At 70.2% G+C, this 26,312-nt stretch carries 21 protein-coding genes; 6 read left to right on the forward strand and 15 right to left on the reverse strand.

Annotation, left to right across the window (positions count from 1 at the left end; genetic code table 11):
- Positions 1-123: 123 nt before the first annotated feature.
- The 4 genes from AB0I69_RS09615 (at position 124) to AB0I69_RS09630 (ending at position 5,449) form a co-directional block, all read left to right on the forward strand.
- On the forward strand, positions 124-909 hold the full coding sequence (locus AB0I69_RS09615) for an IclR family transcriptional regulator (protein ID WP_363095049.1): 786 nt from the start codon (positions 124-126) through the stop codon (positions 907-909).
- A gap of 133 nt (positions 910-1,042) precedes the next feature.
- Positions 1,043-3,115 (forward strand): FAD-dependent oxidoreductase, encoded by a 2,073-nt coding sequence (locus AB0I69_RS09620; RefSeq protein WP_363095050.1) that lies wholly within the window; start codon positions 1,043-1,045, stop codon positions 3,113-3,115.
- 49 nt (positions 3,116-3,164) lie between these two features.
- Complete coding sequence (locus AB0I69_RS09625; protein WP_363095051.1) at positions 3,165-4,418, forward strand: aromatic ring-hydroxylating dioxygenase subunit alpha; 1,254 nt, start codon at positions 3,165-3,167, stop codon at positions 4,416-4,418.
- Positions 4,415-5,449, forward strand: a complete 1,035-nt coding sequence (locus tag AB0I69_RS09630) for a hybrid-cluster NAD(P)-dependent oxidoreductase (protein WP_363095052.1) — start codon at positions 4,415-4,417, stop codon at positions 5,447-5,449. The genes AB0I69_RS09625 and AB0I69_RS09630 overlap by 4 nt, the downstream gene beginning before the upstream one ends.
- A gap of 35 nt (positions 5,450-5,484) precedes the next feature.
- Here AB0I69_RS09630 and AB0I69_RS09635 read toward each other — a convergent pair whose 3' ends face one another.
- The 8 genes from AB0I69_RS09635 to AB0I69_RS09670 all read right to left on the reverse strand — a co-directional run bounded on the left by AB0I69_RS09635 (position 5,485) and on the right by AB0I69_RS09670 (position 15,053).
- A complete protein-coding gene (locus AB0I69_RS09635; protein ID WP_363095053.1) occupies positions 5,485-5,994 on the reverse strand; it encodes an O-acetyl-ADP-ribose deacetylase in 510 nt (169 codons plus the stop codon).
- Positions 5,991-7,400 carry an NAD(P)/FAD-dependent oxidoreductase gene (locus AB0I69_RS09640; protein WP_363095054.1) on the reverse strand — a complete coding sequence of 470 codons (1,410 nt, stop codon included), beginning with the start codon at positions 7,398-7,400 and terminating at the stop codon, positions 5,991-5,993. Before AB0I69_RS09640 ends, AB0I69_RS09635 begins: the two co-directional genes overlap by 4 nt.
- 109 nt (positions 7,401-7,509) lie before the next feature.
- A complete protein-coding gene (locus tag AB0I69_RS09645; RefSeq protein ID WP_363095055.1) occupies positions 7,510-8,352 on the reverse strand; it encodes an inositol monophosphatase family protein in 843 nt (280 codons plus the stop codon).
- 107 nt (positions 8,353-8,459) lie between these two features.
- Positions 8,460-10,259, reverse strand: a complete 1,800-nt coding sequence (locus tag AB0I69_RS09650; protein ID WP_363095056.1) for a gamma-glutamyltransferase — start codon at positions 10,257-10,259, stop codon at positions 8,460-8,462.
- 35 nt (positions 10,260-10,294) lie between these two features.
- The gene (locus tag AB0I69_RS09655; protein ID WP_363095057.1) at positions 10,295-12,304 is read right to left on the reverse strand and encodes a LamG-like jellyroll fold domain-containing protein; all 2,010 of its coding nucleotides are present in this window, start codon (positions 12,302-12,304) and stop codon (positions 10,295-10,297) included.
- A gap of 114 nt (positions 12,305-12,418) precedes the next feature.
- A complete protein-coding gene (locus AB0I69_RS09660; RefSeq protein ID WP_363095058.1) occupies positions 12,419-13,237 on the reverse strand; it encodes a class I SAM-dependent methyltransferase in 819 nt (272 codons plus the stop codon).
- The gene (locus tag AB0I69_RS09665; protein ID WP_363095059.1) at positions 13,234-13,941 is read right to left on the reverse strand and encodes a response regulator transcription factor; all 708 of its coding nucleotides are present in this window, start codon (positions 13,939-13,941) and stop codon (positions 13,234-13,236) included. The genes AB0I69_RS09660 and AB0I69_RS09665 overlap by 4 nt, the downstream gene beginning before the upstream one ends.
- The gene (locus AB0I69_RS09670; RefSeq protein WP_363095060.1) at positions 13,938-15,053 is read right to left on the reverse strand and encodes a sensor histidine kinase; all 1,116 of its coding nucleotides are present in this window, start codon (positions 15,051-15,053) and stop codon (positions 13,938-13,940) included. The genes AB0I69_RS09665 and AB0I69_RS09670 overlap by 4 nt, the downstream gene beginning before the upstream one ends.
- 165 nt (positions 15,054-15,218) lie before the next feature.
- Between AB0I69_RS09670 and AB0I69_RS09675 the strand changes: the two genes are divergently transcribed.
- Complete coding sequence (locus tag AB0I69_RS09675) at positions 15,219-16,214, forward strand: carboxymuconolactone decarboxylase family protein (RefSeq protein ID WP_363095061.1); 996 nt, start codon at positions 15,219-15,221, stop codon at positions 16,212-16,214.
- 162 nt (positions 16,215-16,376) lie between these two features.
- On the forward strand, positions 16,377-17,048 hold the full coding sequence (locus AB0I69_RS09680; RefSeq protein WP_363095062.1) for a hypothetical protein: 672 nt from the start codon (positions 16,377-16,379) through the stop codon (positions 17,046-17,048).
- Between the two features lie 29 nt (positions 17,049-17,077).
- Here the strand turns inward: AB0I69_RS09680 and AB0I69_RS09685 are convergent, their stop codons facing one another.
- The 7 genes from AB0I69_RS09685 to AB0I69_RS09715 form a co-directional block, all read right to left on the reverse strand.
- Positions 17,078-18,637, reverse strand: a complete 1,560-nt coding sequence (locus AB0I69_RS09685) for an NCS1 family nucleobase:cation symporter-1 (protein ID WP_363095063.1) — start codon at positions 18,635-18,637, stop codon at positions 17,078-17,080.
- A gap of 129 nt (positions 18,638-18,766) precedes the next feature.
- Positions 18,767-19,786, reverse strand: coding sequence for a TIGR03842 family LLM class F420-dependent oxidoreductase (locus tag AB0I69_RS09690; protein ID WP_317885526.1), 1,020 nt, complete (start codon positions 19,784-19,786; stop codon positions 18,767-18,769).
- A gap of 11 nt (positions 19,787-19,797) precedes the next feature.
- Positions 19,798-21,201, reverse strand: coding sequence for a dihydropyrimidinase (gene hydA / locus AB0I69_RS09695; protein ID WP_363095064.1), 1,404 nt, complete (start codon positions 21,199-21,201; stop codon positions 19,798-19,800).
- A 136-nt stretch (positions 21,202-21,337) separates the two neighbouring features.
- On the reverse strand, positions 21,338-22,180 hold the full coding sequence (locus AB0I69_RS09700; RefSeq protein WP_329260767.1) for a nitrilase-related carbon-nitrogen hydrolase: 843 nt from the start codon (positions 22,178-22,180) through the stop codon (positions 21,338-21,340).
- 155 nt (positions 22,181-22,335) lie between these two features.
- Complete coding sequence (locus AB0I69_RS09705) at positions 22,336-23,916, reverse strand: PucR family transcriptional regulator ligand-binding domain-containing protein (RefSeq protein WP_363095065.1); 1,581 nt, start codon at positions 23,914-23,916, stop codon at positions 22,336-22,338.
- Positions 23,917-23,944: 28 nt separating this feature from the next.
- Entirely contained in the window at positions 23,945-25,231 is a 1,287-nt protein-coding gene (locus AB0I69_RS09710; protein WP_363095066.1) for an aspartate aminotransferase family protein, read from the reverse strand.
- Complete coding sequence (locus tag AB0I69_RS09715) at positions 25,228-26,070, reverse strand: nitrilase-related carbon-nitrogen hydrolase (protein WP_363095067.1); 843 nt, start codon at positions 26,068-26,070, stop codon at positions 25,228-25,230. The genes AB0I69_RS09710 and AB0I69_RS09715 overlap by 4 nt, the downstream gene beginning before the upstream one ends.
- Positions 26,071-26,312: the final 242 nt, after the last annotated feature.

Raw genomic sequence — 26,312 nt, forward strand, 5'->3', positions numbered from 1 at the left:
CCCGGCGCTCGCGCGTACCCGCTGCGGACCGCTCGCGGTGAGTTCGCCGTCGTGGCGCCACCCCCCTTTGTGGTCGGCCCAGAGGCTCGCGGGCTGTGCCGTCCCCTCGATTACCCTTCCGCCATGACCAGCAACGGAAGCCGTCCGCGCGATCACTCGGTGCAGTCCGTCGACCGGGCGGTGTCGATCCTTCAGGTGCTGGCCACGCGGGGGCCCAGCGGCGTGACCGAGATCGCCGAGGAGTTGGGTGTCCACAAGTCGACCGTGTTCCGGCTGCTGGCGACCCTGGAGTCACGGGGTCTGGTCGAGCAGGACACCGAGCGCGGGCGGTACCGCATCGGGTACACGATGGTCGAACTCGCGGCCGGGGCGAGCAAGGTGAACGATCTGTCCCTGCTGAGCCGTCCCGTCTGCCAGGAACTGGCCGCGGCCGTCGGTGACACCGTGAACGTGGCGATCCATGACGGGCACGACGTGATCAGCATCGACCAGGCGATCGGCGCGGCGGCGATCACGAGCATCGACTGGGTCGGCAGGCGCACCCCGATGCACGCCACCGGAGCCGGCAAGCTCTTCATGGCGCACATGTCCCCCGACCAGGTCGCGGAGATCCTCGCGCGCGGGGTGGAGAAGTACACCCCGCACACCCTCGTCGACCCGGCGCCCTTCGCCGCGGCACTGGAGACGATCCGCGAGCGGGGTTACGCCACGACCAGCGAGGAGCACGAGATCGGGCTGGCCGTCATCGCCGCGCCGATCCGCGCCCTGGACGGCAAGGTCATCGCGGCCGTGACGCTGTCGGGGCCGACCTTCCGTATCAACGAGGACACCGTTCCCGGTCTCGCGGAACAGGTGCTGGCCGCCGCCGCGAAGATCTCCTGGCGCCGGGGCCACGTGAAACGCGGATGAGCGCTGCGCGCACGGCGAGTTAACACGGCGGGCTCTTGACGGCTGGGGATTTCCAGCTCCACCATTTGTTTCGTATCGCGGAGCTGTTTCGCATAGCGAAACCATCCGCTCGGAGCTTTCCTGAGGAGCTGCTGTGCCCTCACTCGCCGCTGTGCCCTCGCCCGTCCTGGATCCCCTGCTCCAGCCCTTCCGGCTGAAGCACCTCACCCTGCGCAACCGTGTGGTCAGCACCTCCCACGAACCGGCGTTCGGCGAGGACGGCCTGCCCAAGGACCGCTACCGGGCCTACCACGTGGAGAAGGCGCGGGGCGGGGTCGGCCTCACGATGATCGGCGGCTCGGCGGTGGTCTCGCCCGACAGCCCGCCGGCGTTCGGCAACCTGCTCCTGTACCGCGACGACATCGTGCCGTGGCTGCGCCGGCTCGCCGACGAGGTGCACGAGGCCGGGGCCGCGGTGATGTGCCAGGTCACCCATCTGGGCCGCCGTACCAGCAACTTCACCGGCGACTGGCTCCCGGTGGTGTCCGCCTCGGCGCTGCGCGAACCCGCGCACCGCGCCTTCCCGAAGGCCGCCGAGTCCTGGGACCTGGACCGGATCGTCGCCGACTACGCGGCTGCGGCGGTCCGTTGCAAGGAGGGCGGCCTCGACGGCATCGAACTGGAGGCGTACGGCCACCTGTTGGACAGTTTCCTGTCCCCCGCGACCAACCACCGCGACGACGAGTGGGGCGGCAGCCTGGAGAACCGCATGGCGTTCCCGCGCCGGGTGATCCGTGCCGTCCGCGAAGCCGTCGGCCCGGACTTCGTCGTCGGCATCCGGATGTCGCTCGACGAGGCGCGCCCCGGCGGCCTCACTTGTGACGAGGCACTCACCGCCGCCGAGCAGTACGCCGCCGACGGCATCGACTTCCTCAGCGTCATCCACGGCTCCATCGAGAGCGACGCGTCCCTGGCGAAGGCCATCCCGTCCATCGGCACCCCCCTCGGGCCGTACCTGGACTTCACCGGCGAGATCAAGCGACGCCTCTCCGTCCCCGTGATGCACGCGGCACGCATCGCCGACGTCGCCACCGCGCGGCACGCCCTGCGCGAGGGACTGCTCGACCTGGTCGGCATGACCCGCGCGCAGATCGCCGATCCGCACCTGGTCGCCAAGGTGAAGTCCGGCCAGGAGGACCGCATCCGGCCCTGCGTCGGGGCGAGTTACTGCCTGGACGCGATCTACGACTCCGGCGACACCAAGTGCATCCACAACCCGGCCGTCGGCCGCGAACTCCAGGTACCGCACCTGATCTCCCCCACAATCGGCCGCCGCAGGAAGGCAGTTGTCGTCGGAGGGGGCCCGGCCGGTCTGGAAGCGGCGCGCGTGCTCGGTGAACGAGGCCATGACGTCGTCCTGTTCGAAGCGGGCGACCGGCCCGGCGGGCAGATCAGGCTCGCCGCGTCGAACCCGCGCCGGGGCGACCTGATCCAGATCGTCGACTGGCGCCTCGCCGAGTGCAAACACCTCGGCGTCGACCTGCGCCTGGGCACGTACGCCGAGGCCGCCGACGTCCTCGCCGAACACCCCGACCTCGTGATCGTCGCCACCGGAGGCCTGCCCAACCGCAGCTTCCTCACCGCCGGCGAGGACCTGGTCTCCGACACCTGGGACGTGATGACGGGCTCGCTGCGCCGACCGCGGGGCGAGATCCTGGTCTACGACGACCACGGCGGCTACCCGGCGATGGACGCCGTGGAGGTCCTCACCGCGTCGCCCGGCGTCCGGATCGAGTACGTCACCCCGGAGCGCACGCTCGCCCCCGACGTCGGCAGCATGAACTCCCCTGCTTATCTAAGGGCGTTCACGAAGCACGACGTCACCACCACGCTCGCCCGGCGGTTGCGCTCCGTGCGCCGGGCCGGGGACGGACGGCTCGCCGCGACCCTCTACAGCGAGTACACCGAGACGGAGACCGAGCGGACCGTGGACCACGTGATCGTGGAGCACGGAACCCTGCCGAACGACGAGTTGTACGTCGAACTCCTCCCCGGCTCGACCAACCTCGGCGAGGTCGACCACCGCGCCCTGCTGGCCTACGAACAGCAGTCGGTGGTCCGCAACGAGGCGGGCCGCTACCAGCTGTTCCGCATCGGCGACGCCGTGGCCGCCCGCACCGTGCACGCCGCGGTCTATGACGGGCTGCGGCTGTGTCTGCCGGTCTGAGCGTCACCCCGTCCGCAGGTCAACTCCCCAGTCGTACCGGAGAGATGAGATGAAACAAGCGACCCCCGACGTCGACGACCTCGTTGCCCGACGTCCCTCAGGTCAGAGCCTCGAAGCCCCGTTCTACGTGGGCCAGGAGTTCTTCGACCTCGACATCGAGGCCGTCTTCGCCCGGAGTTGGCTGTTCGTCGCCGCCGAGGCGGAGCTTCCCGAGCCCGGCGACTACGTGACGGTCGACATCGGGTCGTACTCGGTCATCGTCGTGCGCGACGACGAGGAGGACGTACGGGCCTTCCACAACGTCTGCCGCCACCGCGGCGCGCGCGTCCTCAACGAGGAGCGCGGCTCGGTGGGCAACATCGTCTGCGGATACCACCGTTGGACGTACGGCGTGGACGGCAAACTGCTGCACGCCGAGTCCCAGGCACCCGGCTTCGACCCGTCGTGCTTCGGGCTGCGCACCGTGCACGCACGCACGGTGGCCGGGCTGGTCTTCATCTGCCTGGCCGACGAACCGCCCGCCGACTTCGACGAGGTCGCCGCCCGCATCGAGCCGTACCTCGCCCCGCACAACCTCGCCAAAGCGAAGGTCGCCACGCAGATCGACCTGGTCGAGAACGGCAACTGGAAGCTGACCATGGAGAACAACCGGGAGTGCTACCACTGCGTGGGCCACCCCGAACTCCAGGCCTGCTACTTCCCGATCTACGGCTACCAGGAGAAGGACATCCCGCCCGCGCTGCGCCCCGCCTACGAGCGCTTCCAGCGGGCCGACGCCGAGGCCCGTAAAACCTACGACTCCCTGGGTCTGCCCTACGCCGAGATCGAGGAACTGGACACCCGCCCCACCGGTTTCCGTATCCAGCGCGAACCTCTCGACCTGGCCGGGGAGTCCTACACCCCCGACGGCACGGCCGCATGCAAACGCCTGCTGGCGGACTTCCCCACGGCACGCCTGGGCCGACTGTCCATGCACCTCCAGCCCAACTCCTGGTTCCATTTCATGGCCGACCACGCGATCACGTTCTCCACTATCCCGCTCGGCCCGGACCGCACCCTCGTCCGCACCACCTGGCTCGTGCACGCCGACGCCGTGGAGGGGATCGACTACGACCTCGACACGATGACGAAGGTGTGGCAGGCCACGAACGACCAGGACGCGGTGCTGGTGGCCCGCGCCCACCAGGGCATCAGCAGCCCTGCCTACCTGCCGGGCCCGTACGGCCCGACGGAGGAGCAGGTCGAGGCGTTCGTCAACTGGTACGTGACCAGGCTCAAGGCACACCTGGAGCGCCGGCCATGAGCGAGACCGAAGAGCTGCTGGTGTGCCGCCAGGTGCACCCGCTCACGCACGACGTGTCCACGTTCGTGTTCGAGTACGCCGAACCCCGGCTGTTCCGGCACGACCCGGGCCAGTTCCTGACGCTGACCCTCGACATCGACGGCCGACCGGTCCAGCGCTGCTACACCATCTCCTCCTCGCCCACCCGCCCCTTCCTGCTCTCGATCACGGTGAAGCGCATCCCGGGCGGACTCGTGTCGAACTGGCTGCACGACCACCTGCGGCCCGGCGACACCGTGCGGGCGCACGGACCGCTGGGCGAGTTCAGCACGGCCCGGCATCCGGCGCCCAAGTACCTCTTCCTGTCCGGGGGCGTCGGCGTGACGCCGTCGATGTCGATGACCAGGACGCTGTACGACCTTGCCGACCCGGCCGACGTGGTGTTCGTGCACAGCGCACGCACCCCGGCGGACATCGTCTTCCGCCACGAACTCGACCTCATCGCCGCGACCGCGCCCAACATCCGGGTGGTCCACATCTGCGAGGAGGACCGCCCCTACGCCCCCTGGGGCGGCTACCGCGGCCGGCTGACGATCGAGACGCTCCGGCAGGTCGCGCCGGACTTCCACGAACGGGAGGTCTTCACCTGCGGTCCCGCCCCCTACATGGCCGCCGTACGGCACATGCTGGCGGACGCCGGCCTCGACATGGACCGCTACCACGAGGAGAGCTTCACCTTCGAGACACCGGCCACGCAGGCCGAGGCCTCGCCGACCACCGCCACGGATGCCGGTTTCAAGGTCGAGTTCACGCGCAGCGGACGCACCCTCGACTGCGACCCCGACACCTCGCTCCTCGCCGCCGCGTCCCGAGCCGGCCTCAGCCTCCCGGCCTCGTGCGCTCAGGGCATGTGCGGCACGTGCAAGGCGACCCTGCTCTCCGGCTCCGTCGACATGCAGCACAACGGGGGCATCCGGCCACGCGAGATCACCCAGAACAAGATCCTGCTCTGCTGCTCGAAACCGCTGGAGGACGTCGTGATCGATGCGTGAGATCCCCCCACCGACAGACGGCCTACGGCCATCGATCAGCGGACCTGCCGCCCGAACGCCTCGTACGCCGCCTCGTCGAAGAGCACGAACGTGACCTCCTCGACCGATGTCTCCGCCGCCCGCACGGTTTCTACGGCGATGCGCGCGGCGTCGTCCATCGGCCAGCCGTAGATACCGGCGGACACGGCGGGGAACGCGACCGTACGGGCACCGAGTTCATCGGCGACCCGCAGCGACTCCCGGTAGCAGGAGGCGAGTTGCTCCGAGCGGTCCTCCTCGCGGGAGTAGACGGGTCCTACCGTGTGGATCACCCACTGGGCGTCCAGTTCGCCCGCAGTCGTCGCGACCGCCTTGCCCGTCGCCAGGCCCTTGCCGTAGTGCGAGGCGCGGAGCCTGCGGCAGTCCGCCAGGATCGCGGGGCCGCCCCGGCGGTGGATCGCGCCATCGACTCCTCCGCCGCCCAGGAGGGAGGAGTTGGCCGCGTTGACGATCGCGTCGGCGGTCTGGCGGGTGATGTCGCCCCGGACGAGGGTGATGGTGGTCATGACTGCCGCAGCCGTCGCCAGACGGCCTTCGCCGCGTTGTGTCCTGACATGCCGTGCACTCCGGGGCCGGGCGGGGTGGCCGAGGAGCAGATGAAGACGGCGGGGTGCGGGGTGCCGTAGGGAGAGAGGGAAAGCTTCGGGCGGAGCAGGATCTGGAGTCCGGAGACCGCGCCGGTGCCGATGTCGCCGCCTACGTAGTTGGCGTTGCGGGCGGCCAGTTCCGGTGGGCCCGCAGTCGCTCGGGCGAGGACGCGGTCGCGGAAACCCGGTGCGAAGCGCTCCAGTTGGCGTTCGAGGGCGTCCGTGAGGTCGCCCGTCCAGCCGCTGGGGACATGGCCGTAGGCCCAGAAGACCTGTTTGCCGGCCGGGGCCCGGGTGGGGTCCACGATGCTGGGCTGCACGGTGATCATGAACGGCCGCTCGGGGGCGCGGTTCTCGCGGGACGCGGCGCGCAGGGCGTTGCCGATCTCCGTGCTGTCGGCGCCGATCTGCACGGTACCGGCCGTGCGCGCCTCCTTGGCGGTCCAGGGCACCGGGCCGTCCAGGGCGTAGTCGATCTTGAAGACGCCGGGGCCGTAGCGGTAGTTCTCGTAGTAGTTGCCGAAGCCCGCGATCTTCGCCAGGGCGGTGGGTGAGGTGTCGAAGACGTAGGCGCGGGCCGGGGGGAGGTCGTCGAGGCGCTTGACCTCGTAGTCGGTGTGGATCTCGCCGCCGAGGTCCTTGAGGTAGGCGGCGAGGGCGTCCGAGATGGACTGGGAGCCGCCGCGGGCCACCGGCCAGCCACGCGCGTGTGCCGCCAGGGCGAAGACCAGGCCGATCGCGCCGGTGGCGAAGCCGTTGAGCGGAGCCATCACATGGCCGACCAGTCCGGCGAACAGGGTCTTGGCGCGCTCGTCCCGGAAGCGGCTGGTCAGCCACGTCGACGGGGGCAGGCCTGCCAGGCCGAAGCGGGCGAGGGTGACCGGGTCGCGCGGCAGCGAGGTGAGCGGCAGGGACATGAAGTCGCGGACCAGGGTGTCCCACTTGGGGAGGAAGGGCTCGACCAGCCTGCGGTACGTCCCCGCGTCGCGCGGTCCGAACGAGGCGGCCGTCTCCGCGACCGACCGCGACAGCACGGCCGCGGTGCCGTCGGTGAACGGGTGCGCCATGGGCAGCTCGGCGTGCAGCCACTCCAGGCCGTAGCGCTCCAGGGGCAGGGCGCGGAACGCGGGTGAGTTGATCCCGAGCGGGTGTGCCGCCGCACAGGGGTCGTGCCGGAAGCCGGGGAGGGTGAGCTCCTCGGTGCGGGCGCCTCCGCCCACGGTGTCCCGTGCCTCGAACACGGCCACGGAGAAGCCGCGCCGGGCCAGCTCCACGGCAGCCGTCAGTCCGTTCGGCCCCGCACCCACCACGACCGCATCGAGCATCGACGGCACCTTCGGACCCCTTCGTCAGCCGGTGGCAACTCGAAGTCAGGATATGCCGCAGGACTGACAATCCCGGGGCCAGCCCACCAGGTGAGCGGAACCCGTGATCCTACGAGGCCCTCAGCAGCTCCATCACGCGCTGCGCGGTCGCCGCGTCCCGGGCCGCCGTGAACGGCAGCGCGTTGCCGCCCGTGATGCGGAACGGCTCTCCGGTGAGGGTGAGGTGGGCGCCGCCCGCCTCCTCGACGAGGAGCAGGCCCGCCGCATGATCCCAGGCCGCCTCCCAACTGAAGGCAGTGGCGTCCAACTCGCCCCGGGCGATGGCGAGATACTCCAGTCCGGCCGAGCCGCACGGGCGCGTGCGCACACCGTCCGCCCACAGGCCGAGCAGGGCGCGCTTCTGCGCGTCCGTCGTGTAGTCCGGGTGGGAGGTGGCCACTTCCAGGTCCCGGGCGGGGTCCGGGGCGCCGGAGCGCAACCGTACGCCGTCGAGGAAGGCGCCGCCGCCCCTTACGGCCGTGGCCAGTTGGTCGCGGGCGGGCGCGTACGTCCAGGAGGCGAGCAGCTCCCCGTGGCGGGCGAGCGCGATCAGCGTGCAGAAGCCGGTCTCGCCGCGCACGAACTGCCGTGTCCCGTCGACCGGGTCGACGATCCAGACCGGGGCGTCGCCCTGTATCGCCTCGTACGTCTCCGGGTCGGCGTGCACCGCTTCCTCGCCGACCACGACGGAGCCGGGCAGGAGGGCGCCGAGCACCTTCGTCAGATACCGCTCGGCGTCGCGGTCGGCGTCCGTGACCAGGTCGTGCGGGCCGCTCTTCTGGTCGACCTCGTGCGCGGCGAGCTGCCGGAAGCGGGGCATGATCTCGGTCGCCGCCGCCTGGCGGACGGCTTCTTCGACGTCGGCCGTGTGCTGTACGAGAAACTCGTCGATGGTTTCGGTGTCTTCGATCATGCCTCCATGAGAGCACGCGTCACTGACAATCCCCACCCGCCCGGTGCACTCCGGGTGGAATCACCATGAACACCCGGCGCCTGAGATCGACTCAAGCCTCCCGGGGCTCAGCGCCCCACGGCATACCCCTGCATGCCCCGCGGATTCGCCGCCGCCGACAGGATCCCGGCCGCCGGATCCCGGGCGACCGCGCACAGCCGCCCCTCGGACCAGGCGTCCCCGACGGTTACGTCATGTCCGCGCTGCCGCAGCTCCTCCACCACCGCCTCGTCCATGGGGGCCTCGACGGTGACGCTGCCGGGCCGCATGCCGCGCGGGTAGAAGGAACTGGGGAAGCTGTCGTTGTGCCAGTTCGGGGCGTCGATGGCGCCCTGGAGGTCGAGTCCGCCGCGCACCTTCGCGCGCGTGGCGACCGCCAGGAAGAAGTGCAGCTGCCACTGGTCCTGCTGGTCCCCACCAGGCGTGCCGAACGCCAGGACCGGTACTCCGTCGCGCAGGGCGATCGACGGGGTGAGCGTGGTGCGCGGACGACGGCCCGGGGCAAGGGAGTTGGGCAGGCCGGACTCCAGCCAGGCCATCTGGAGCCGGGTGCCGAGGGGGAAACCCAGCTCGGGCACCACGGGGTTGGACTGCAGCCAGCCGCCGCTGGGCGTGGCCGCGATCATGTTGCCCCAGCGGTCGACGACATCGAGGTGGCAGGTGTCGCCACGGGTACCGCCGTCGGCGCTCACCCGCGCGACGGTCGGCTCCCCCGCCCCCATCGGATCGAAGCCGGACTCCTCGGGCGCCACCACGCGCGCGTGCCCGCACAGTCGCGGCGCGCGCCCTCCGGGACTGCCGGGCCGCAGCTCGTACGACGCCTTCTCACCGATCAGCTCCCGCCGCGCGGCGTTGTAGTCCGCCGACAACAACTCCCCCAGCGGTACGGCGTCCTCGCCCGCGTCCCCGTACCAGGCCTCCCGGTCGGCCATCGCGAGCTTGCAACCCTCGATCAGGAGATGGACGTAGTCGGCGGACCCGTAGGACGGCAACTCGGGCGGGAGCAGGGCGAGTTGCTGGAGGAAGGCCGGGCCCTGGCTCCAGGGGCCGGCCTTGCAGAGCGTCCAGCCGTTCCAGTCGTACGTCGCCGGGGCCTCGTAGGACGCGGACCAGGAGGCCAGGTCGGCGGCTGTGAGGGTGCCGGTGTGGCGCTCGCCGCTGGTGTCCATGGTGGGCCGCGCGGACTGCCGTACGAGGGCCTCGGCGATGAACCCGGACCGCCACACCTCCCGCGCCGCCTCGATCTGGGCCTCCCGGTCCCCCGCCCCGGCGGCCTCGGCGAGGAGTCGCTTCCAGGTGGCGGCGAGGGCGGGGTTGCGGAACAGCTCGCCGGGGCGGGGTGCCCTCCCGCCGGGCAGGTACACGTCCGCCGACGAGGTCCACTCCGTCTCGAACAGCTTCCGTACGGCCTCGACGGTCGCCCCGACGTTGTCCACGCACGCGTGCCCGTCCTCGGCGTACCCGATGGCGTACTTCAGGACGTCGGCCAGGGACTTCGTACCGTGATCGCGCAGGAGCAGCATCCAGGCGTCGAAGGCGCCCGGGACGGCCGCCGCGAGGGGTCCCGTACCGGGTACGAGATCCAGACCGAGCCCCCTGTAGTGCTCGATCGTCGCTCCGGCGGGCGCGACGCCCTGTCCGCACAGCACCCGCACCTCCCCGCCCGCCGGGGCGAGGAGGATGGGCACCTCACCGGCGGGTCCGTTGAGGTGCGGCTCCACGACGTGCAGCACGAAGGCACCGGCGACGGCGGCGTCGTACGCGTTGCCGCCGTCCTCCAGGACGGCCATCGCCGACTGCGAGGCCAGCCAGTGGGTGGAGGACACCATGCCGAAGGTGCCCTGAAGGGTGGGGCGGGTGGTGAACATACGGAAAATCTAACCAACCGGGGTGTCCACGAACCCTAGGCGTTCATGAACTGGCCCGGCCGCAGCGCCCGGTCGGTGATCCGTACGTCGCCGATGGTGCCGTGGAATACCTGGCTGACCGCGCCCGCCCATTGGTAACCGCCAAGGAGGAACGGCATGTTGAGCGTGGTCAGGCCGACGGCCGTGCTCGTGGGGTTGCGGCCCTCCTCGCAGCCGTTGACGTAGAGCTTGCTGACCCGGCCGTCGTTGGCTACGGCAACGTGCCACCACTCCTCCTGCTGGAGGAGGTGGCTCCAGGCGGTCGTGGCGCCGTTCTGGTTGAGCGGATAGGCGTTCCACTGCAGTTCGATGGAGCTGGACAGACTGATGGTGAGGACGGGTTCCTCGGCGGTGGCGGAGGGGCCGTTCTTGCCCGCCTGGGCTGCCGTGCCCGCGCGGCTGAGCATCGAGGACCAGCCGTTGCGGCCGCCGTCCCAGTCGGCGGGGACCTTGAAGAAGACCTCGAAGGTGAAGCCGTGGGCGAAGGTCTCGCGGTTGAGGGGTGCCTGGTCGACGGTCTGGAGGTACGCGCCACCGACCGGGTTGCCCTGGCCCGCGAACACCAGCCCCGCGTGGGCGGGTTGGTCCGGGTGGTGGTCGGCGGTCCAGGTGAGCGCGTGTGCGGGGGTGCCCGGGACGGTCTTCAGGACGAGGTCGTTGCCGTGGCCCGTCTGGTCCTTGACGACCGTGTCGGCGGCGACGTCGGCACCGGCCGTACCACCACCCTCGTCGAACCGCCAGTAGGCCAAGGTGCCCGGCAGCAGCATCCGTCGGGCAGGGCGGGACTTGCGTGGCGGGACCGGCGCGAACCCGGCGAAGCGCTTCTCGAAGTCGATCGCCATCGAGAAGTAATCGACCTTCGACGTCAGTTCGAGTTCCTTCGCCGCGAGGGCATTCAACTCGCCCTGCTCCGCCAGCTCGCGGATCCACGGCGAGAAGGTCGCGACGTCGATCATGCCCCGGTCGAGGTCGAAGCGGTAGGAGCGGATCATGCCCGCGCCGCCGTAGTAGCGGTCCTGGTAGTTGGTGATGTGCAGGTGGACGTCGTTCCCCGCACTGTTCTTCAGCACCGTGCTGCCGGGCGGCCAGTAGTGGCCGTTGAGGGTGAGGAAGACCTGGTCGTTGTCCTTGATCAGGCCGTCCCACAACTGCCGTCCGTAGTCGGACAGTTCGGCCGCGCCGTCCTCGTCCGAGCCGACGATCTCGTGCGTGGTGACGATCACCGGCAGCGTCGGATTCGCGGCGATGACCGCGTTGGCCCACGCGAAGCCCTTGGCCGACAGGCGCCAGTCCAGCGACAGCAGCATCCAACTACGGCCGCCCGCACGGAAGATGTGCGCGGTGTTGTAGCCGTCGGGGCTGGAGGAGTGGTAGCCCGGCGTCTTCCGGGCCCGCGCCGGGCTGAAGGTGTCCAGGTAGGGGGTGGGGCCGCGCTGGTCGTCGGCGCGGACGTCGTGGTTGCCGGCCAGCACACCGTACGAGGCGCCCGCACGGTCCAGCATGCCGAACACCTTGGTGACCGCCGCGTACTCCTCGGCGAGCCCGTTCTGCGTCACGTCACCGAGGTGGGCCAGGAACACGATGTTCTCGTCGTTGCCGCCCGCGCGGCCCGCCGGATCGAGGACGTAGCGGAACGACGCCTCCATCGGCACCGGGTGGATGCGGTCCTGGTCGAACATGTACTGCGTGTCGGGCATCACGACGACGGTGAACCGGGGGTTGTCGGGATCCGGGTCCCAACTCCCGCGCGGCGCCGGTGACATCGTTGTCTGCCCATATGGATCACCGCCGCGCCTTTCCGCGTGTGCGGGGATCGCGCCCAGCAGCCCGGCCGCGGCCGTTCCCGCGCCGAGCGCACCGGCCCGGTGCAGGAACGTACGGCGGCTCGACGCGGCGATGCCGTCACCGTCGAGGTCCGCGGTGCGGGGACAGTCGCAGCCCGCCGCATGCAAGTCGTGCCGCTCCTGGTCGTCGAGGCCTCTGTCACCCGTGGGAGAGCTGTCCATGTCCGCTCCAATTGCCGAGTAGGAGAACGGCGTCACGCTACGGACGGCTGCGGTACGGCGGACTTGCGCGGCGGGTACCGGCTGCCGAACGCTCCCCCAACACCACCCGTCCCACTAGGACTTGCGCCTGCCCGCGGTGAGCAGGTGGCCGCTGGTGCCGAGCAGTGTGGGCTCGGACTCGGTGCGTCGGACGGCCGCGAGGACGGCCTCGCGGCGGTCCGGGTCGTCCAGCCAGTCCTCGATGCCGCCCATCAGCCAGGCGGCGCCTTCCAGGCCGTACTGGCCCTCGACGGTGAGGCCCGTCTCCGCGAACTCTTCGGGAGTTTCGTGCGGTTGGGCGAAGTAGGCGGTCGTGAAAGGCCCGCCGCCGTTCCTCCCATGGGTGCTGATCGCGTCGGTGTTGGCCCGCTGGCTCGGGTCGAAGTAGCACTCCCGCAGAAGCATGTCGTGCAGCCCCGCGAACCGGTTGATGGTCGCCGCGACCACCAGTCCGCCCGGCCGCACCACTCGGCACGCCTCACTCAACGCCCTTACGCGGTCCGCCCGTTCGGGCAGGTGGTACAGCGGCCCGAGCATCAACACCACGTCGTACGAGGCCTCCTCGTCCGGCAGTGCCCTGGCGTCCCCGGCCCGCGCGGTGACCCCCGGCAGTCGGCTCGCCTGCTCCACGTGCAGCGGTACGGGGTCGACGAGTTCGACCTCGTACCCGTCCCGGGCGAGCCACTCGGCGTGGATCCCGCTGCCCCCGCCGACGTCGAGCACCTTCGCGGGAGCCGTCGGCAGCAGTCGCCGCAGGACGTCCTGGGTGCGCCAGAACTCCAGCCGGTTGGAACCCTGTCTGAGGCGGCCGTCCTCCTCGCCGCGGGCGTAGTAGGCGAGGATCTCCTCGCGGACACCGACGGCGGGGTCTTGCGCGCGTGTCGTCTCGGTCATCGCCCAAGGTTGCGATCCGGCGCGTCCTCCTCGCAACGGGATTCCGGTGCGCGTGCCGTCACCAGCCCCGACTCGTAGGCGAACACGACGAGTTGGGCCCGGTCCCGGGCCGCGAGTTTCGTCATCGCCCGGCTGATGTGGGTCTTCGCCGTGAACGGGCTGATGACCATGTGGGCGGCGATCTCCTCGTTGGTGAGGCCGTGGGCGGCGAGCGCGGTGACCTCGCGTTCGCGGCGGGTGAGGTGTTCCAGGCCGGAGGGTGTGCAGCGGTCCGGGGGCCGGGAGACGAACTCGCCGATGAGGGTGCGGGTGACGGCCGGGGAGAGGAGCGCCTCGCCGCCGGCGACGATCTCGATCGCCTGGAGCAGGTCCGCCGGGTCGGTGTCCTTGAGGAGGAAGCCGCTCGCGCCCGCGCGCAGCGCCTCGAAGACATACTCGTCCAGGCCGTAGTTGGTGAGGATGACGACTCTGACCGCCGAGAGAGCCGGATCGGCGGCGATGCGGCGGGTGGCCTCGATGCCCGTCATTACCGGCATCTGTACGTCGATCAGCGCGATGTCGGGGAGTTGGGCGCGGACGAGGGCCACGCCCTGTTCGCCGTTCGCCGCCTCGCCCACCACCTCGATGCCGTCCTCGGCGTCGAGGAGGGCACGGAAGCCCGCGCGCATCAGCGCCTGGTCGTCGACGACCGCGACCCGGATCATCCCGTTTCCCCCAGCGGCAGTTCGGCCCGGACCGCGAAGCCGCCCTCCGCGCGCGGGGCGGTGTGCAGGGTGCCGCCCAACGCCGTGACGCGCTCGCGCATGCCGGTGAGGCCGATGCCCGGCTTCGGCGGGCAGCCGGGGTCGGCCGCTCCGTCGTCCTCCACCCGTATCGTCAAGTCACCGTCGCCGTAGTCGAGTTGGACGTTGACCTTCGCCGGTCCCGCGTGCCGGGCGGCGTTGGTGAGGGCCTCCTGCACGATGCGGTACACCGCGCGGTCGACCGTCGCCGCCAGGGGGCGTTCCTCACCGGTCACCGCGAGTTCGACGGCGAGGCCCGCCGCGCAGGCCCGCTCGACGAGCAGTGCGGGGGTGCCGGTGGGCTCCTCCGTGGTGCGCAGGATCTCCAGGGTGGCCCGCAGTTCGCGCATCGCCTCGCCGCCCGCCTCCTGGATGGCGAGCAGCGCGGGCGGCACCTCCTCGCCGCGCTTGCGGGCGAGATGGACGGCAACTCCCGCCTGGAGCTTGACGATCGAGATGCTGTGGGTGAGGGAGTCGTGCAACTCCCGGGCTATACGCAGGCGTTCCTCGCCCGCCCGCCGCAACGCGGCCTCCTCACGGGTACGTTCGGCCTCCAGGGCGCGCTGTTCGGTCTGGCGCAGATACGCCTGCCAGTTGCGGTCGGCGAGGCCGGTGACCACCGCGCACAGGAACCAGCCGGCGATGAGCGCGGTCCGCTCGACCACCTGCTGGGTCGTCGGCCCGGTCGCGAAGTACGCCGCCAGGAACACCGCGCCCGCCCCGGCCGCCCAACCGCGGTGTCCCGCGCGGGCCGCCGTGTGCATGGCGGCGAGGACGGGCAGAGCGGCGATCGGCCCCGGATGGGCGTGCAGGACGTAGGCCGCCTCCGCCGCCGTGGCCACGGCGAGGACCGACCTCGGAGCCGTCTGGTAGAAGGCCAGGGCCGCCGAGGCGAGGGCTGCGAGCGCGAAGTCGACGGCGGTGGTGTCCGCGTCGAAGGCCGCGACGGTCACGACGAGGCCGCCGATCACGGCCGCGAGGGACGCGTCGGCGAGCCGCCTGCGTGGGGTCACATCGACCGGATACCCGCTCATGTCCGCACACTAGACCGCCACGCCGACCCGGGCGTCAGCCCTGTGGACAACTCCTGGACTACTCCCTCTGTAGTACTGCGCGCCGCCCCGGACCTCCCCGTCGTAGCCCCAACTGCCTTCGCCCGTACGACGACCCGGACCACCCCGGCCGCGCACGCTGCTGCCATGCCCACACCCTTCCGTCACACCCGGCCACCGTCGCCGAAGTCGGCCACGGGCCGTACCGCCGAGGTCTTCGAGCAGATCGCCGTCGACTTCGGGATCGAGCGTCCTCCGACCTTCGTGGTCCTGTCCTCCGCATCCGAACTCCTGGCGCCCGCCTGGGCGTTGATGCGGGAGTCACTGATCGCGGGCAACGGCAGCCGCACCGGCAAGGAGCTGGCCGCCCTCGGTGTCTCGCTCGCCAACAAGTGCCCGTTCTGCGCGGACGCGCACACCGTCCTGCTGCACGCCACCGGCGACCACGCCCTCGCCGAGCACCTGGCCCGGGGCGGCACACCGGAGAACGAGGAGCACGCGCGCGTGCTCGACTGGGGGCGCCGGACGCGCGTCCCGGGTGCGACCCTCACGCCGTACCCGTTCCCGCGCGAACAGGCGCCCGCCTACCTGGGCACCGCTCTCGCCTTCCACTTCATCAACCGCATCGTGTCGGCCCTGCTGAACGAGCAGCTCCTGCCGGGCAACGCCCAGCGGTTCCGGGCCGTACGCAGCCTCGCCGGCCGCTCCGTCGCCCGCACCGTGCGCCGTACCGCCGTACCGGGAGCGGCCCTCCCCCTGCTCGACGCGCCGGGCCCCGGCCCGGACTGGGCGGCCGGAACCCCGGTGGGCCCGGCCTACGACGCCCTGCGCACGGCCGCACACGCGGGCGCCGACCTGCTCGACGCCGACGACCGGACGCTCGTACGAGAGACGCTGTGGGCCTGGGACGGATCGCATCCGCCGGTCGTCCTGCGCGGCTTCCCGAACCGTCGGGAGCGGCCCGCGGCGCGCCTGGCGGTGCTGGCCGCGCTCGCGCCGTACCGGATCACGGAGGAGGACGTGGCCGCCTGGCGCGAGCCGGGACACAGCGACGCGAGTCTGGTGCGGCTCGTCGCGTACGGGGCGTTCGCGGCCGTCGAACGGATCGAGACGACGATGCGCGTGCCCGCCGCTCAAGCATGAGGCGCGGACATAAGGGGACACACAGCCCGTCGACAGCGAGGCACTGTCACCGCACAGGCACGGAGCGAGTTCATACTTCCGCCTCACAGGCAGTCATGTGACACTGGCGTCCCCGTCCGCAGTGCGGACCCGCTCCGCACCATCCCCCACGAGAAGTGCGACTTGCGTTCTCTTCCTCTGCCGCTCGCTCTCACCGCGCGTCTGTCGCCGGTCGTCGTGCTCGCCGCGATGGGCTGGGCCCTGACGTCCGGACCGTTCGCCGCGACGACGACCGCCGATCACAAGTCGACGCCCGACGCCGGCTCCTCGTCCGGGACCTCGGCCCCGTCGACGGCGCCCGTGGCCAAGGCGTACGCCACCTCCCCCGCCCCGTGCGGAAGTGTGGCGGTGGCGACGATCAAGTCGCTGGTGCCGGGGGCGAAGACGGCAGGCAAGGAGATCCCGTCGACGGACACGAAGGTGCGCCGCACCTGCTCGTGGAACGCGCTCAAGGGGTACGACTACCGCTGGCTCGACGTGTCGTACGAGATCACGGAATCGGACGCGGCGGCACAGAAGTCGTACACCGAGACGACTACGGAGAAGAGCGGCGGCGGCGCGGTTCCCGGGCTCGGCGACCAGGCCTACTCCATCGTGAACCTCACCACGGAGGACAAGCAGCAGACGCGTGAGGGCACGGTCGTCGTCCGCGCGGGCAACGCGCTGGTGACCATCACGTACAACGGCAGCGACTTCGAGAACAAGAAGGCGCCCAGTACGGACGTCATCAACAAGGGTGCGATCAAGGCCGCCAAGGAGGCGGTGACCGCACTGGAGGGCGGCAAGGCCAGCTAGCCTCGACCGCCCCCCAAGTCGCGGAGTCCTTACGCCTCGACGGTCTCCGACGGCGCCGCTTCGGCCACCGGTTCCGTCTCCTTCCCGGTCAGCAGCGTCAGCACCACGTAGAGCACCATCGACGTGCCCAGGCCCACGGCCCAGCCGTAGTCGGCGAGCGAGGACAGTGCCGGGATGGGCCGGCCGTCGATCAGCGGGTGGAAGTCGGCGCCGCCCACGGCGAGTACGCCACCCACCAGGAAGGCGACGACGGCCCGCCAGTTCCAGCCGCCGTCGTACCAGTAGCGGCCGCCCGCGCGGTACAGGTCGGTGAGGTCGAGCTTGCCGCGGCGCAGGATCCAGTAGTCGGCGATGAGGATGCCGGCGACCGTGCCGAGCAGACCGCCGACCAGACCGAGCCAGGTGAAGATGTAGCCCTGCGGGTCGGAGTACAGCTTCCAGGGGAAGATCAGCACGCCGAGGACGCTGGTCACGAGGGCGCCGGTGCGGAAACTGATCTTCCGGGGCGCGATGTTGGAGAAATCGAAGGCGGGCGAGACCAGGTTGGCCGCGATGTTCACGGACAGGGTCGCGACCAGGACGGTCACCAACGCATAGAGCAGGCCTACGACGTTGTCGGTCTTCGCGGCCAGTTGCACCGGGTCCCAGATCGCCGTGCCGTACACCGCCTGCGAACCGGAGGTGACCATCACGGACAGGAACGCGAACAGGGTCATGGTGGTCGGCAGACCGAGCGCCTGGCCCCACGTCTGGGCCTTCTGGCTCTTGCCGTAGCGGGTGAAGTCCGGGATGTTCAGCGACAGCGTGGACCAGAAGCCGATCATGCCCATGAGCGAAGGCCAGAACAGCTTCCAGAAGCTGCCGCCCCAACCGAGCTTGGACGGCTGGTCGAGCAGCGGGCCGAAGCCGCCGGCCTTGCTGCTCATCCACCACAGCATCACGAACGCACCGACGAGCACGAAGGGCGCCGCCCAGTTCTCGAAGCGGCGGATCGTCTCCATACCCCGGTAGATGATGGCCACTTGGAGCACCCAGAACAGCGCGAACGACAGCCACATCGTCCAGGCGTACCCACCGATGTGCGAGGCGTTGGCCCAGCTGTCCCCGATCAGCTTGCCGGCGAGGAAGTAGATCGCCTCACCGCCGATCCAGGTCTGGATGCCGAACCAGCCACAGGCCACCAACGCCCTTACTACGGCGGGGAGGTTGGCGCCACGCACACCGAACGAGGCACGCGCGAAGACCGGGAAGGGGATGCCGTACTTCGGTCCCGCGTGCCCGGTGAGCAGCATCGGCACGAGCACGATCAGGTTGGCCAGGGCGATGGTGAACACCGCCTGCTTCCAGTCCATGCCGACGGCGATGAGACCGGAAGCGAGGGTCCAGGAGGCCGTGTTGTGGGCCATGCCGACCCAGAGTGCGGAGAAGTTGTACGTGGTCCAGGTGCGCTTCTCGACAGGAACCGGAAGCAGGTCGTCGTTGGCGTACGGCCCGCTGGGCAGCGGGGACCCCGGGGCGATCTCCACCCGCCCGTCGGCGAGGGTGACTTGAGCGGTCGGCGGTATGGCCGTGGGAGCGGTGTCGGTCATGGGCAGGCCAATCAAACGAGGGGCGGATCCGGAAAGGCCGTGCGGGGGCTCCGGCCCCCCTCCCCAGGACGGTGGGGAGGGGGAGAACTGGAGTGGGGGGACGGGGAGTTGAGCGGTACCTAGAGGGGATCAGCCGTTGACTGCCGGGATCACCTTCGACCCGTAGGCGTCGATCGTCGCTTCCTGCGCGTCGTGCATGTCGTAGACGGCGAACTGGTCGACGCCCAACTCGCGCAGGGCGTTGAGCTTTTCGATCTGCTTCTCGGCCGATCCGATGATGCAGAACCGGTCGACGATCTCGTCGGGCACGAAGGCCGTGTCGGGGTTGTCGGCGCGACCGTGATGCGAATAGTCGTACCCCTCACGGGCCTTGATGTAGTCCGTGAGTTCCTCGGGGACGGCGGCGGAGTGCTCGCCGTACTTGGAGACGAGGTCGGCGACGTGGTTGCCGACCATGCCGCCGAACCAGCGGCACTGGTCGCGCGCGTGGGCGAGCGCCTCGGGCGAGTCGTCCTCGGTGACGTAGGCAGGGGCGGCGACGCAGATCTTGACCTCGGACGGGTCGCGGCCCGCGGCGACGGCCGCGTCCTTGACCGCCTTCACCATGTACTCGGTGAGGTAGAGGTCCGAGAGCTGGAGGATGAAGCCGTCGGCCTCCTCGCCGGTCATCTTCAGGGCCTTGGGGCCGTACGCGGCCATCCAGACCGGGAGTTGGGCGTCTTCCTTGGCCCAGGGGAACTTGATGACCGTGCCGCCGAGGTCCGCCTCCTGGCCGGAGCCGAGCGCCCTGATGACCTTCATGGCCTCGCTGATCCGGGCCAGCGTGTTCGGGGCGCGGCCGGCGACGCGCATCGCGGAGTCGCCGCGGCCGATGCCACAGACCGTGCGGTTGCCGAACATGTCGTTCAGGGTGGCGAAGGTGGAGGCGGTGACCTCCCAGGTGCGGGTGCCCGGGTTGGTGACCATCGGGCCGACCGTCAACTTCGTGGTGTTGGCCAGGATCTGACTGTAGATCACGAACGGCTCCTGCCACAGCACGGCGGAGTCGAAGGTCCAGCCGTAGGTGAAGCCGTTGCGCTCGGCGCGCTTCATCAGGCTGATGACCCGCGAGGCGGGCGGGTCGGTCTGGAGGACAAGTCCGAAGTCCATTGGCGCCACTCCTAGTTGAGGTACTGACTGGTGGAGCGCGGGGTGTAGACGCCGTGGCCCGCGTGCCCGGTGTACTCCCGCTCGGTGATGACGAGTTCGCCGCGCGAGAGGACGGTCTCGACGCGGCCGGTGAGGCGCTTGCCCTCGTACGCCGAGTAGTCGACGTTCATGTGGTGGGTCTCGGCGGAGACGGTCTGCTCGGCGTGCGGGTCGTAGATGACGACGTCGGCGTCGGCGCCCGGGGCGATGGTGCCCTTCTTGGGGTAGAGGCCGAACATCCGCGCCGGGGAGGCGCAGGCGATCTCGATCCAGCGGCGGCGGCTGATGTGGCCGTCGACGACGCCTTGGTGGAGGAGGTCCATGCGGTTCTCGACGCCCGGCATGCCGTTGGGGATCTTCGAGAAGTCGCCCCGGCCGAGCTCCTTCTGGCCCACGAAGCAGAAGGGGCAGTGGTCGGTGGAGACGACCTGGAGGTCGTTGGTGCGCAGGCCCTGCCAGAGCTTGGCCTGGTGCTCCTTGGGGCGAAGGGGCGTGCTGCACACGTACTTCGCGCCCTCGAAGTCGGGCTCGGCGAGGTTGTCAGTCGACAGGAACAGGTACTGCGGACAGGTCTCGCCGAAGACGGGGAGGCCCTCGTCGCGCGCCTTGGCCAGCTCCGCGACCGCCTCCATCGCGGAGACGTGCACGACGTAGAGGGGTGCTCCGGCGACCTGCGCGAGCTTGATGGCGCGGTGGGTGGCCTCGGCTTCGAGGAGGGCCTTGCGGACCTCGCCGTGGTAGCGGGGGTCCCGCTCGCCGCGGGCGAGCGCCTGCTCGACGAGGACGTCGATCGCGATGCCGTTCTCGGCGTGCATCATGATCAACCCGCCGTTGTCGGCGGCGCGTTGCATGGCGCGCAGGATCTGGCCGTCGTCGCTGTAGAAGACGCCCGGGTAGGCCATGAACTGCTTGAAGGAGGTGACGCCCTCCTCCACCAGCAGGTCCATCTCCTTGAGGGTGTCCTCGTTGACGTCGGAGACGATCATGTGGAAGCCGTAGTCGATGGCGCAGTTGCCCTCGGCCTTGGCGTGCCAGGCGTCGAGACCCTCGCGGAGGGCTCCGCCGACGCTCTGGATCGCGAAGTCGACGATGGTCGTCGTACCGCCCCAGGCGGCGGCCCGGGTGCCGGTCTCGAAGGTGTCGGCGGCCTTGGTGCCGCCGAACGGCATCTCCATGTGGGTGTGGGCGTCGACACCGCCCGGGATGACGTACTTCCCGGTGGCGTCGATGACCCGCTCGGCGGTCCAGCCCTCGGCGACGGTGGTGCCGGAGGTGGCGAGGGCGGCGATGCGGCCGTCCTCGATCAGGACGTCGGCGTGGAGTTCGTCGGACGCGGTGATGACTAGGCCGCCGCGGATTACGGTACGGGTGCTCATTGTTTTGACTCCGCTGGATTGTGGTCTGGTGCGGGTCTGTGGGGCTGGGCGCGCCCCGCGGCGAAGCCGCTAATGGACACTGCCCCGCGCCCCTGAGGGAGCTGCGCTCCCCAGGGGCGCGGGTGCCCTGCCTGTCTTACGGTGCGGTCAACGGGCCGTATGCATCCGGGCGGCGGTCGCGGTAGAACTGCCAGCGGTCGCGGACCTCTCGCAGCTTCGCCAAGTCCAGGTCGCGGACGACCAGTTCGGTCTCCTTGTCGCTGGCCACCTCGCCGACGAACTGCGCTTCCGGGTCGACGAAGTAGGTCGTGCCGTAGAAGTCGTTGTCGCCCAACTCCTCGACGCCGACCCGGTTGATGGCGCCGACGAAGTACTCGTTGGCGGCAGCGGCAGCGGGCTGTTCCAGCTGCCACAGGTAGGCGGACAGGCCGCGCGAGGTCGCCGACGGGTTGAAGACGATCTCGGCACCCGCGAGGCCCAGTGCGCGCCAGCCCTCCGGGAAGTGCCGGTCGTAGCAGATGTAGACGCCGATCTTGCCGACCTTGGTGTCGAAGATGGGCCAGCCGCTGTTGCCGGGGCGGAAGTAGAACTTCTCCCAGAATCCCGGTACTTGGGGGATGTGGTGCTTGCGGTACTTGCCGAGGTAGGAGCCGTCCGCGTCGATCACGGCGGCCGTGTTGTAGAGGACGCCGGGCTGCTCCTCCTCGTACATCGGGAGGACCAGGACGATGCCGTGTTCCTTGGCCAGCGCCTGGAAGCGCTTGACGATCGGGCCGTCCGGGATCGCCTCGGCGTACTCGTAGAACGCCTTGTCCTGGACCTGGCAGAAGTACGGTCCGTAGAACAGCTCCTGGAAGCACAGGACTTGAGCACCCTGCGCGGCCGCGTCGCGGACCGCCTGCTCGTGTACCTGGATCATGGACTCCTTGTCGCCCGTCCAGGCTGTCTGGAAGAGAGCGGCACGAATCACTGTGCTCATCGGGACCTCCGGTCGCTAGGTGTGCGAGGAGCTTAGGAAGCCCTGAAGTCGGGTTTGAGTTGCACGGTGTCACGTCTGCGAGCGCGCGGCGTTCCACGGTGTCACCCTGTCGTGGGCGCATGTTTCACCGCCGTTTTCCCAGGTAGTCCCATGTTTCACCCCTGTTGCGCGTCGTGCGCGAGGAGCGCGATGTGCACCGATGCGGCCTGCTCGAAGTCGTCGAGGTCCACCCCGAGCCGGCCCTCTATCGCCTCCAGCCGGCGGTACAGCGCGGGCCGCGAGACGTGGTGGAGCTGTGCGGTGCGCGACTTGTTGCGGCCGGTGGCCAGATATGTGCGCAGTACGGCGAGCAGGTCCTCGTCGGCCGCGCAGAGCAGCCCGTCCAACTCCCGCTCGGCGAAGGACTGCACCTGCGGGTCGTCGCGCAACAGCCGGATCAGGCCGCGCAGATGAACGTCCTTGAGGCGTACGACGGCGGGGAGTTCGAGTGCGTCGCTGGAGTCGGCCACGGCGTCGGCGACGTGCTGTGCCTCGCGCAAACCGGCGGGGACGTCGTCCCAGAGGGTGCGCTGCCCGGCGGCGGCCACGACCGCCTTCAACGCCCCGGACTCGGTGCGCAGTCGGCTCGCGAAGTGCGCGGCGAGGGCGTCCGCGTCCTGGTCACGGGGCAGGCTGAGCAAGACGGCGATGACTCCGTCGGCCAGTTCGGCGACGAGTCCGGGCAAGCCCAACAGCCGTAGCACGCGGTCGAGCTGGGCCGTGTCGCCGTCGCGTACGACCATCGGTACGAAGGTGCGGCGGTTGACCGGCAGTCCGGCCGCGCGGGCGCGGGGCAGGAGCTGTCGTGCGGGTACGACACCGCTCGCCAGGTCGGTCAGCAGGCTCTGCGCGGACTGTTCCTCCCAGGTGTGGGCGGAGCCGCCGAGCATGCGGTGCAGGACGAGGGCCTCGGCGGCGCGGTCGGCGAGGAGGCGTCCGGTGGCGGTGTCGCCGCGGTAGCCGCACAGCATGATCTGGCCCCAGCGCTCGCCGCGTCCGCCCAGTTCGGCGCGGATCCAGCCGTCGCCCTCGCTGCCGCCGGCCTGCCGGGAGATGCGCTCCCAGTCGCGCAGCACGTCGTCCACGGCCGACCGCTCCCCCGCCGTGGCGAGGACGCGGTGGGCGAGGTTGGTGACGACGACCGGGCAGGCGCTGTGCGCGGCGACCTCGTCGAGCAGGCTCTGCAGCGGGGCGCCGCCGGTGATGAGTCCGGTGAGCGCGGTCCGTACGGCCTCGGAGAGGCTGACGGCGGCGAACTTCCGCCGTACGAGCCGGGATTGGACCTCTTCCGTCAACTCCGCGAAGGGGAAGGGCCGGTGGAGCACCACCATGGGCAGCCCGCACCGCTCGGCCGCTCGGCGCATCACGTCCGGCGGGGCGGGAAAGGCCCGCCCCAGGCCGAGTACGACGGCCGAGGCCTCCGCGCGGTGCAGGGACTGGATGTACTCGGCCTGCGCCGCCTCGTCACCCGCGAGGAGGACCCCAGTGGTGAGGACCATCTCGCCGCCGGTGAGCATCACGCCGACGTCGGCGGCCTCGGCGACGTGCACCCACCGCACAAGCCGGTCGAGTTGGCTCGCGCCGGCCACCACCTCGGGTTCCCCGGCGAGGACCCGTTCCAGGCCGAGGACCTGGCGCACCGACAGGGCGGGCTCCAGGGCGTCCAGAGTTCCCGGGGTTCCCAAGGAGGTGGTCATGACGGTCTTCCCTTGTTCAGCGTGTGCTCTACTGCGTGCTCCTCAGAGCCCGTTCGAGGATCGCGGCGCCCTCCTCGGCCTCCGCGACGGTCAGGGACAGCGGTGGGGCGATGCGCAGGGCGCTGGTGTTGTGTCCGCCGCCCTTGCCGATCAACAGGCCGCCCTCGCGGGCCGCTTCGAGTACGGCGGACGCGGCGTCCGGGTCGGCCTCGTCGGTGCCGGGCTTGACCAGCTCGATGCCGATCATCAGTCCGCGCCCGCGCACTTCCCGTACGCCGGGATGCTGTGCGGCGACGGCCCGCAGCCGCTCGATGAGGAGGCCGCCGACGCGGCGGGCGTTGCCCTGGAGGTCGTGCTCCAGCAGATAGGTGAGGTTGGCGAGCCCGGCCGCCATGGTGATCTGGGTGCCGCCGAAGGTCGAAATGCTGTTGGAGTCAAGGCAGTTCATGATGTCGGCGCGGGCGACGACACCGCCGATGGACATGCCGTTGCCGATGCCCTTGGCGAAGGTGAGGATGTCCGGCGGGCCGTTCTCCGCATGGGCCTGCCAGCCCCAGAAGTTGTCGCCGGTGCGGCCCCAGCCGGTCTGCACCTCGTCGGCGATCCACAACACCCCGCGCTCGGCGAGGACTTCACGGAAGGCGGCGTACAGGCCGTCGGGCGGGGAGGTGAACCCCCCTACGCCCTGGACGGGTTCGGCGATCAGCGCGGCGGGCGGCCGGACGTGACCGAGCAGGTCCTTGAGGTCGTCCACGCAGGCCGCGATGAACTCGGCGTCGTTCAGGTCGGCGTAGGGACCGCGCGTCCGTACACCCCCGTGGACGTACAGCGTCTGGAGCGGGGAGAGCGAGGTCGGGGACCAGCCGCGGTTGCCGGTGATGCCGACCGTGCTGAAGGAGCGGCCGTGGTAGCTGTTGCGCATGGCCAGGATCTGGTTGCTGCGCCGGTACGTCGTGGCCAGCATGAGGGCGGTGTCGTTGGCCTCGGTGCCCGAGGTGGTGAAGAAGACGCGGGCGTCCGGGATGCCGGACAACTGGGCGACGCGCTCGGCGAGTTCGACCATCGGCCGGTTGAGGTAGAGCGTGGACGAGTGGTTGATCCGCCCGGCCTGCTCGCTCACCGCCTTGGTGACCTCGGGAAGCGCGTGCGCGGTCATGGTGGTGAGGATGCCGCCGAAGAAGTCGAGGTACTTGTTGCCCTCGGCGTCCCAGACGTGCCGGCCCTCGCCGTGCGTGATCTCCAACGGGTCTTGGTAGTACAGGGCGAGCCAGTCGGGGAGCACGTCCCGGTGGCGTCCCAGCAGGTCCTTGGTCACGGCTGCACCAACCCTTCGTAGGCGTCGGGACGCCGGTCGCGGTAGAACGCCCACTGTTGGCGAACTTCCTCGATCAGCCCGAAGTCCAGGTCGCGGACGACGAGTTCCTCGTCCTTGTCGCTGGCGACCTCGCCGACGAACTGGCCCCGCGGGTTGACGAAGTACGACGTCCCGTAAAAGTCGTTGTCCCCGTACTCCTCCTGTCCCACACGGTTGATCGCGGCGATGAAGTATTCGTTGGCGACGGCGGCGGCCGGCTGCTCCAGCTGCCAGAGGTAGGCGGAGAGACCACGCGAGGTGGCGGACGGGTTGTAGACCAACTGCGCGCCGTTGAGCCCGAGTTGACGCCAGCCCTCGGGGAAGTGACGGTCGTAGCAGATGTAGACACCGACCTTGCCGACGGCGGTGTCGAAGACGGGCCAGCCGGCGTTGCCCGGCTTGAAGTAGTACTTCTCCCAGAAGCCCTTGACCTGCGGGATGTGGTGCTTGCGGTACTTGCCGAGGAAGGTGCCGTCGGCGTCGATCACGGCCGCGGTGTTGTAGTAGAAGCCCTCCTGCTCGACCTCGAAGACCGGGACGACGATCACCATGCCGGTCTCGCGCGCGAGCTGTTGCATACGACGCACGGTCGGCCCGTCGGGCACCGGCTCGGCCCAGCTGTAGTGCTCGGGTTCCTGGACCTGACAGAAGTAGGGGGCGTTGAACACTTCCTGGAACCCGATGATCTGGGCGCCCTGACGAGCCGCCTCGCGGGCGTGTTCCTCGTGTTTCGCCACCATGGACTCGGTGTCGCCGGTCCAGGTGGCCTGGACCAGAGCGGCGCGTACGACGTTGGCCATGAGCTGCTCCTTCGACGGGACGCCAGAGCCTCTACGCCCGTAGACAAGGCCGTAGAGGGATGAACGTAAGCCTCCGGAGGAGCCTTGCCAAGACCATCGTCGTTAACCCGCGGAGTCGATCGTGTTTCACCCTCCGGTGGGTGAGCCGCTGGGCCAGGTAGGCGGGCCCGAGCCCCGTAAGGGGCGCGGGGCTGTATCGATATGCGGCTCCGCCGCGTGGGCGCGCCCAGCCCCCACCGACG

Origin of the sequence: Streptomyces sp. NPDC050508 (genome assembly GCF_040655155.1) — a bacterium.
In the GTDB taxonomy this organism is placed as follows: domain Bacteria; phylum Actinomycetota; class Actinomycetes; order Streptomycetales; family Streptomycetaceae; genus Streptomyces.

Excerpts from the sequence above, each read along its gene's own strand:
- AB0I69_RS09615 (WP_363095049.1), top strand. The coding sequence starts at position 124 with ATGACCAGCAACGGAAGCCGTCCGCGCGATCACTCGGTGCAGTCCGTC.
- AB0I69_RS09625 (WP_363095051.1), top strand. The coding sequence starts at position 3,165 with ATGAAACAAGCGACCCCCGACGTCGACGACCTCGTTGCCCGACGTCCC.
- AB0I69_RS09630 (WP_363095052.1), top strand. The coding sequence starts at position 4,415 with ATGAGCGAGACCGAAGAGCTGCTGGTGTGCCGCCAGGTGCACCCGCTC.
- AB0I69_RS09635 (WP_363095053.1), bottom strand. The coding sequence starts at position 5,994 with ATGACCACCATCACCCTCGTCCGGGGCGACATCACCCGCCAGACCGCC.
- AB0I69_RS09640 (WP_363095054.1), bottom strand. The coding sequence starts at position 7,400 with ATGCTCGATGCGGTCGTGGTGGGTGCGGGGCCGAACGGACTGACGGCT.
- AB0I69_RS09645 (WP_363095055.1), bottom strand. The coding sequence starts at position 8,352 with ATGATCGAAGACACCGAAACCATCGACGAGTTTCTCGTACAGCACACG.
- AB0I69_RS09650 (WP_363095056.1), bottom strand. The coding sequence starts at position 10,259 with ATGTTCACCACCCGCCCCACCCTTCAGGGCACCTTCGGCATGGTGTCC.
- AB0I69_RS09655 (WP_363095057.1), bottom strand. The coding sequence starts at position 12,304 with ATGGACAGCTCTCCCACGGGTGACAGAGGCCTCGACGACCAGGAGCGG.
- AB0I69_RS09660 (WP_363095058.1), bottom strand. The coding sequence starts at position 13,237 with ATGACCGAGACGACACGCGCGCAAGACCCCGCCGTCGGTGTCCGCGAG.
- AB0I69_RS09665 (WP_363095059.1), bottom strand. The coding sequence starts at position 13,941 with ATGATCCGGGTCGCGGTCGTCGACGACCAGGCGCTGATGCGCGCGGGC.
- AB0I69_RS09670 (WP_363095060.1), bottom strand. The coding sequence starts at position 15,053 with ATGAGCGGGTATCCGGTCGATGTGACCCCACGCAGGCGGCTCGCCGAC.
- AB0I69_RS09675 (WP_363095061.1), top strand. The coding sequence starts at position 15,219 with ATGCCCACACCCTTCCGTCACACCCGGCCACCGTCGCCGAAGTCGGCC.
- AB0I69_RS09685 (WP_363095063.1), bottom strand. The coding sequence starts at position 18,637 with ATGACCGACACCGCTCCCACGGCCATACCGCCGACCGCTCAAGTCACC.
- AB0I69_RS09690 (WP_317885526.1), bottom strand. The coding sequence starts at position 19,786 with ATGGACTTCGGACTTGTCCTCCAGACCGACCCGCCCGCCTCGCGGGTC.
- hydA (WP_363095064.1), bottom strand. The coding sequence starts at position 21,201 with ATGAGCACCCGTACCGTAATCCGCGGCGGCCTAGTCATCACCGCGTCC.
- AB0I69_RS09700 (WP_329260767.1), bottom strand. The coding sequence starts at position 22,180 with ATGAGCACAGTGATTCGTGCCGCTCTCTTCCAGACAGCCTGGACGGGC.
- AB0I69_RS09705 (WP_363095065.1), bottom strand. The coding sequence starts at position 23,916 with ATGACCACCTCCTTGGGAACCCCGGGAACTCTGGACGCCCTGGAGCCC.
- AB0I69_RS09715 (WP_363095067.1), bottom strand. The coding sequence starts at position 26,070 with ATGGCCAACGTCGTACGCGCCGCTCTGGTCCAGGCCACCTGGACCGGC.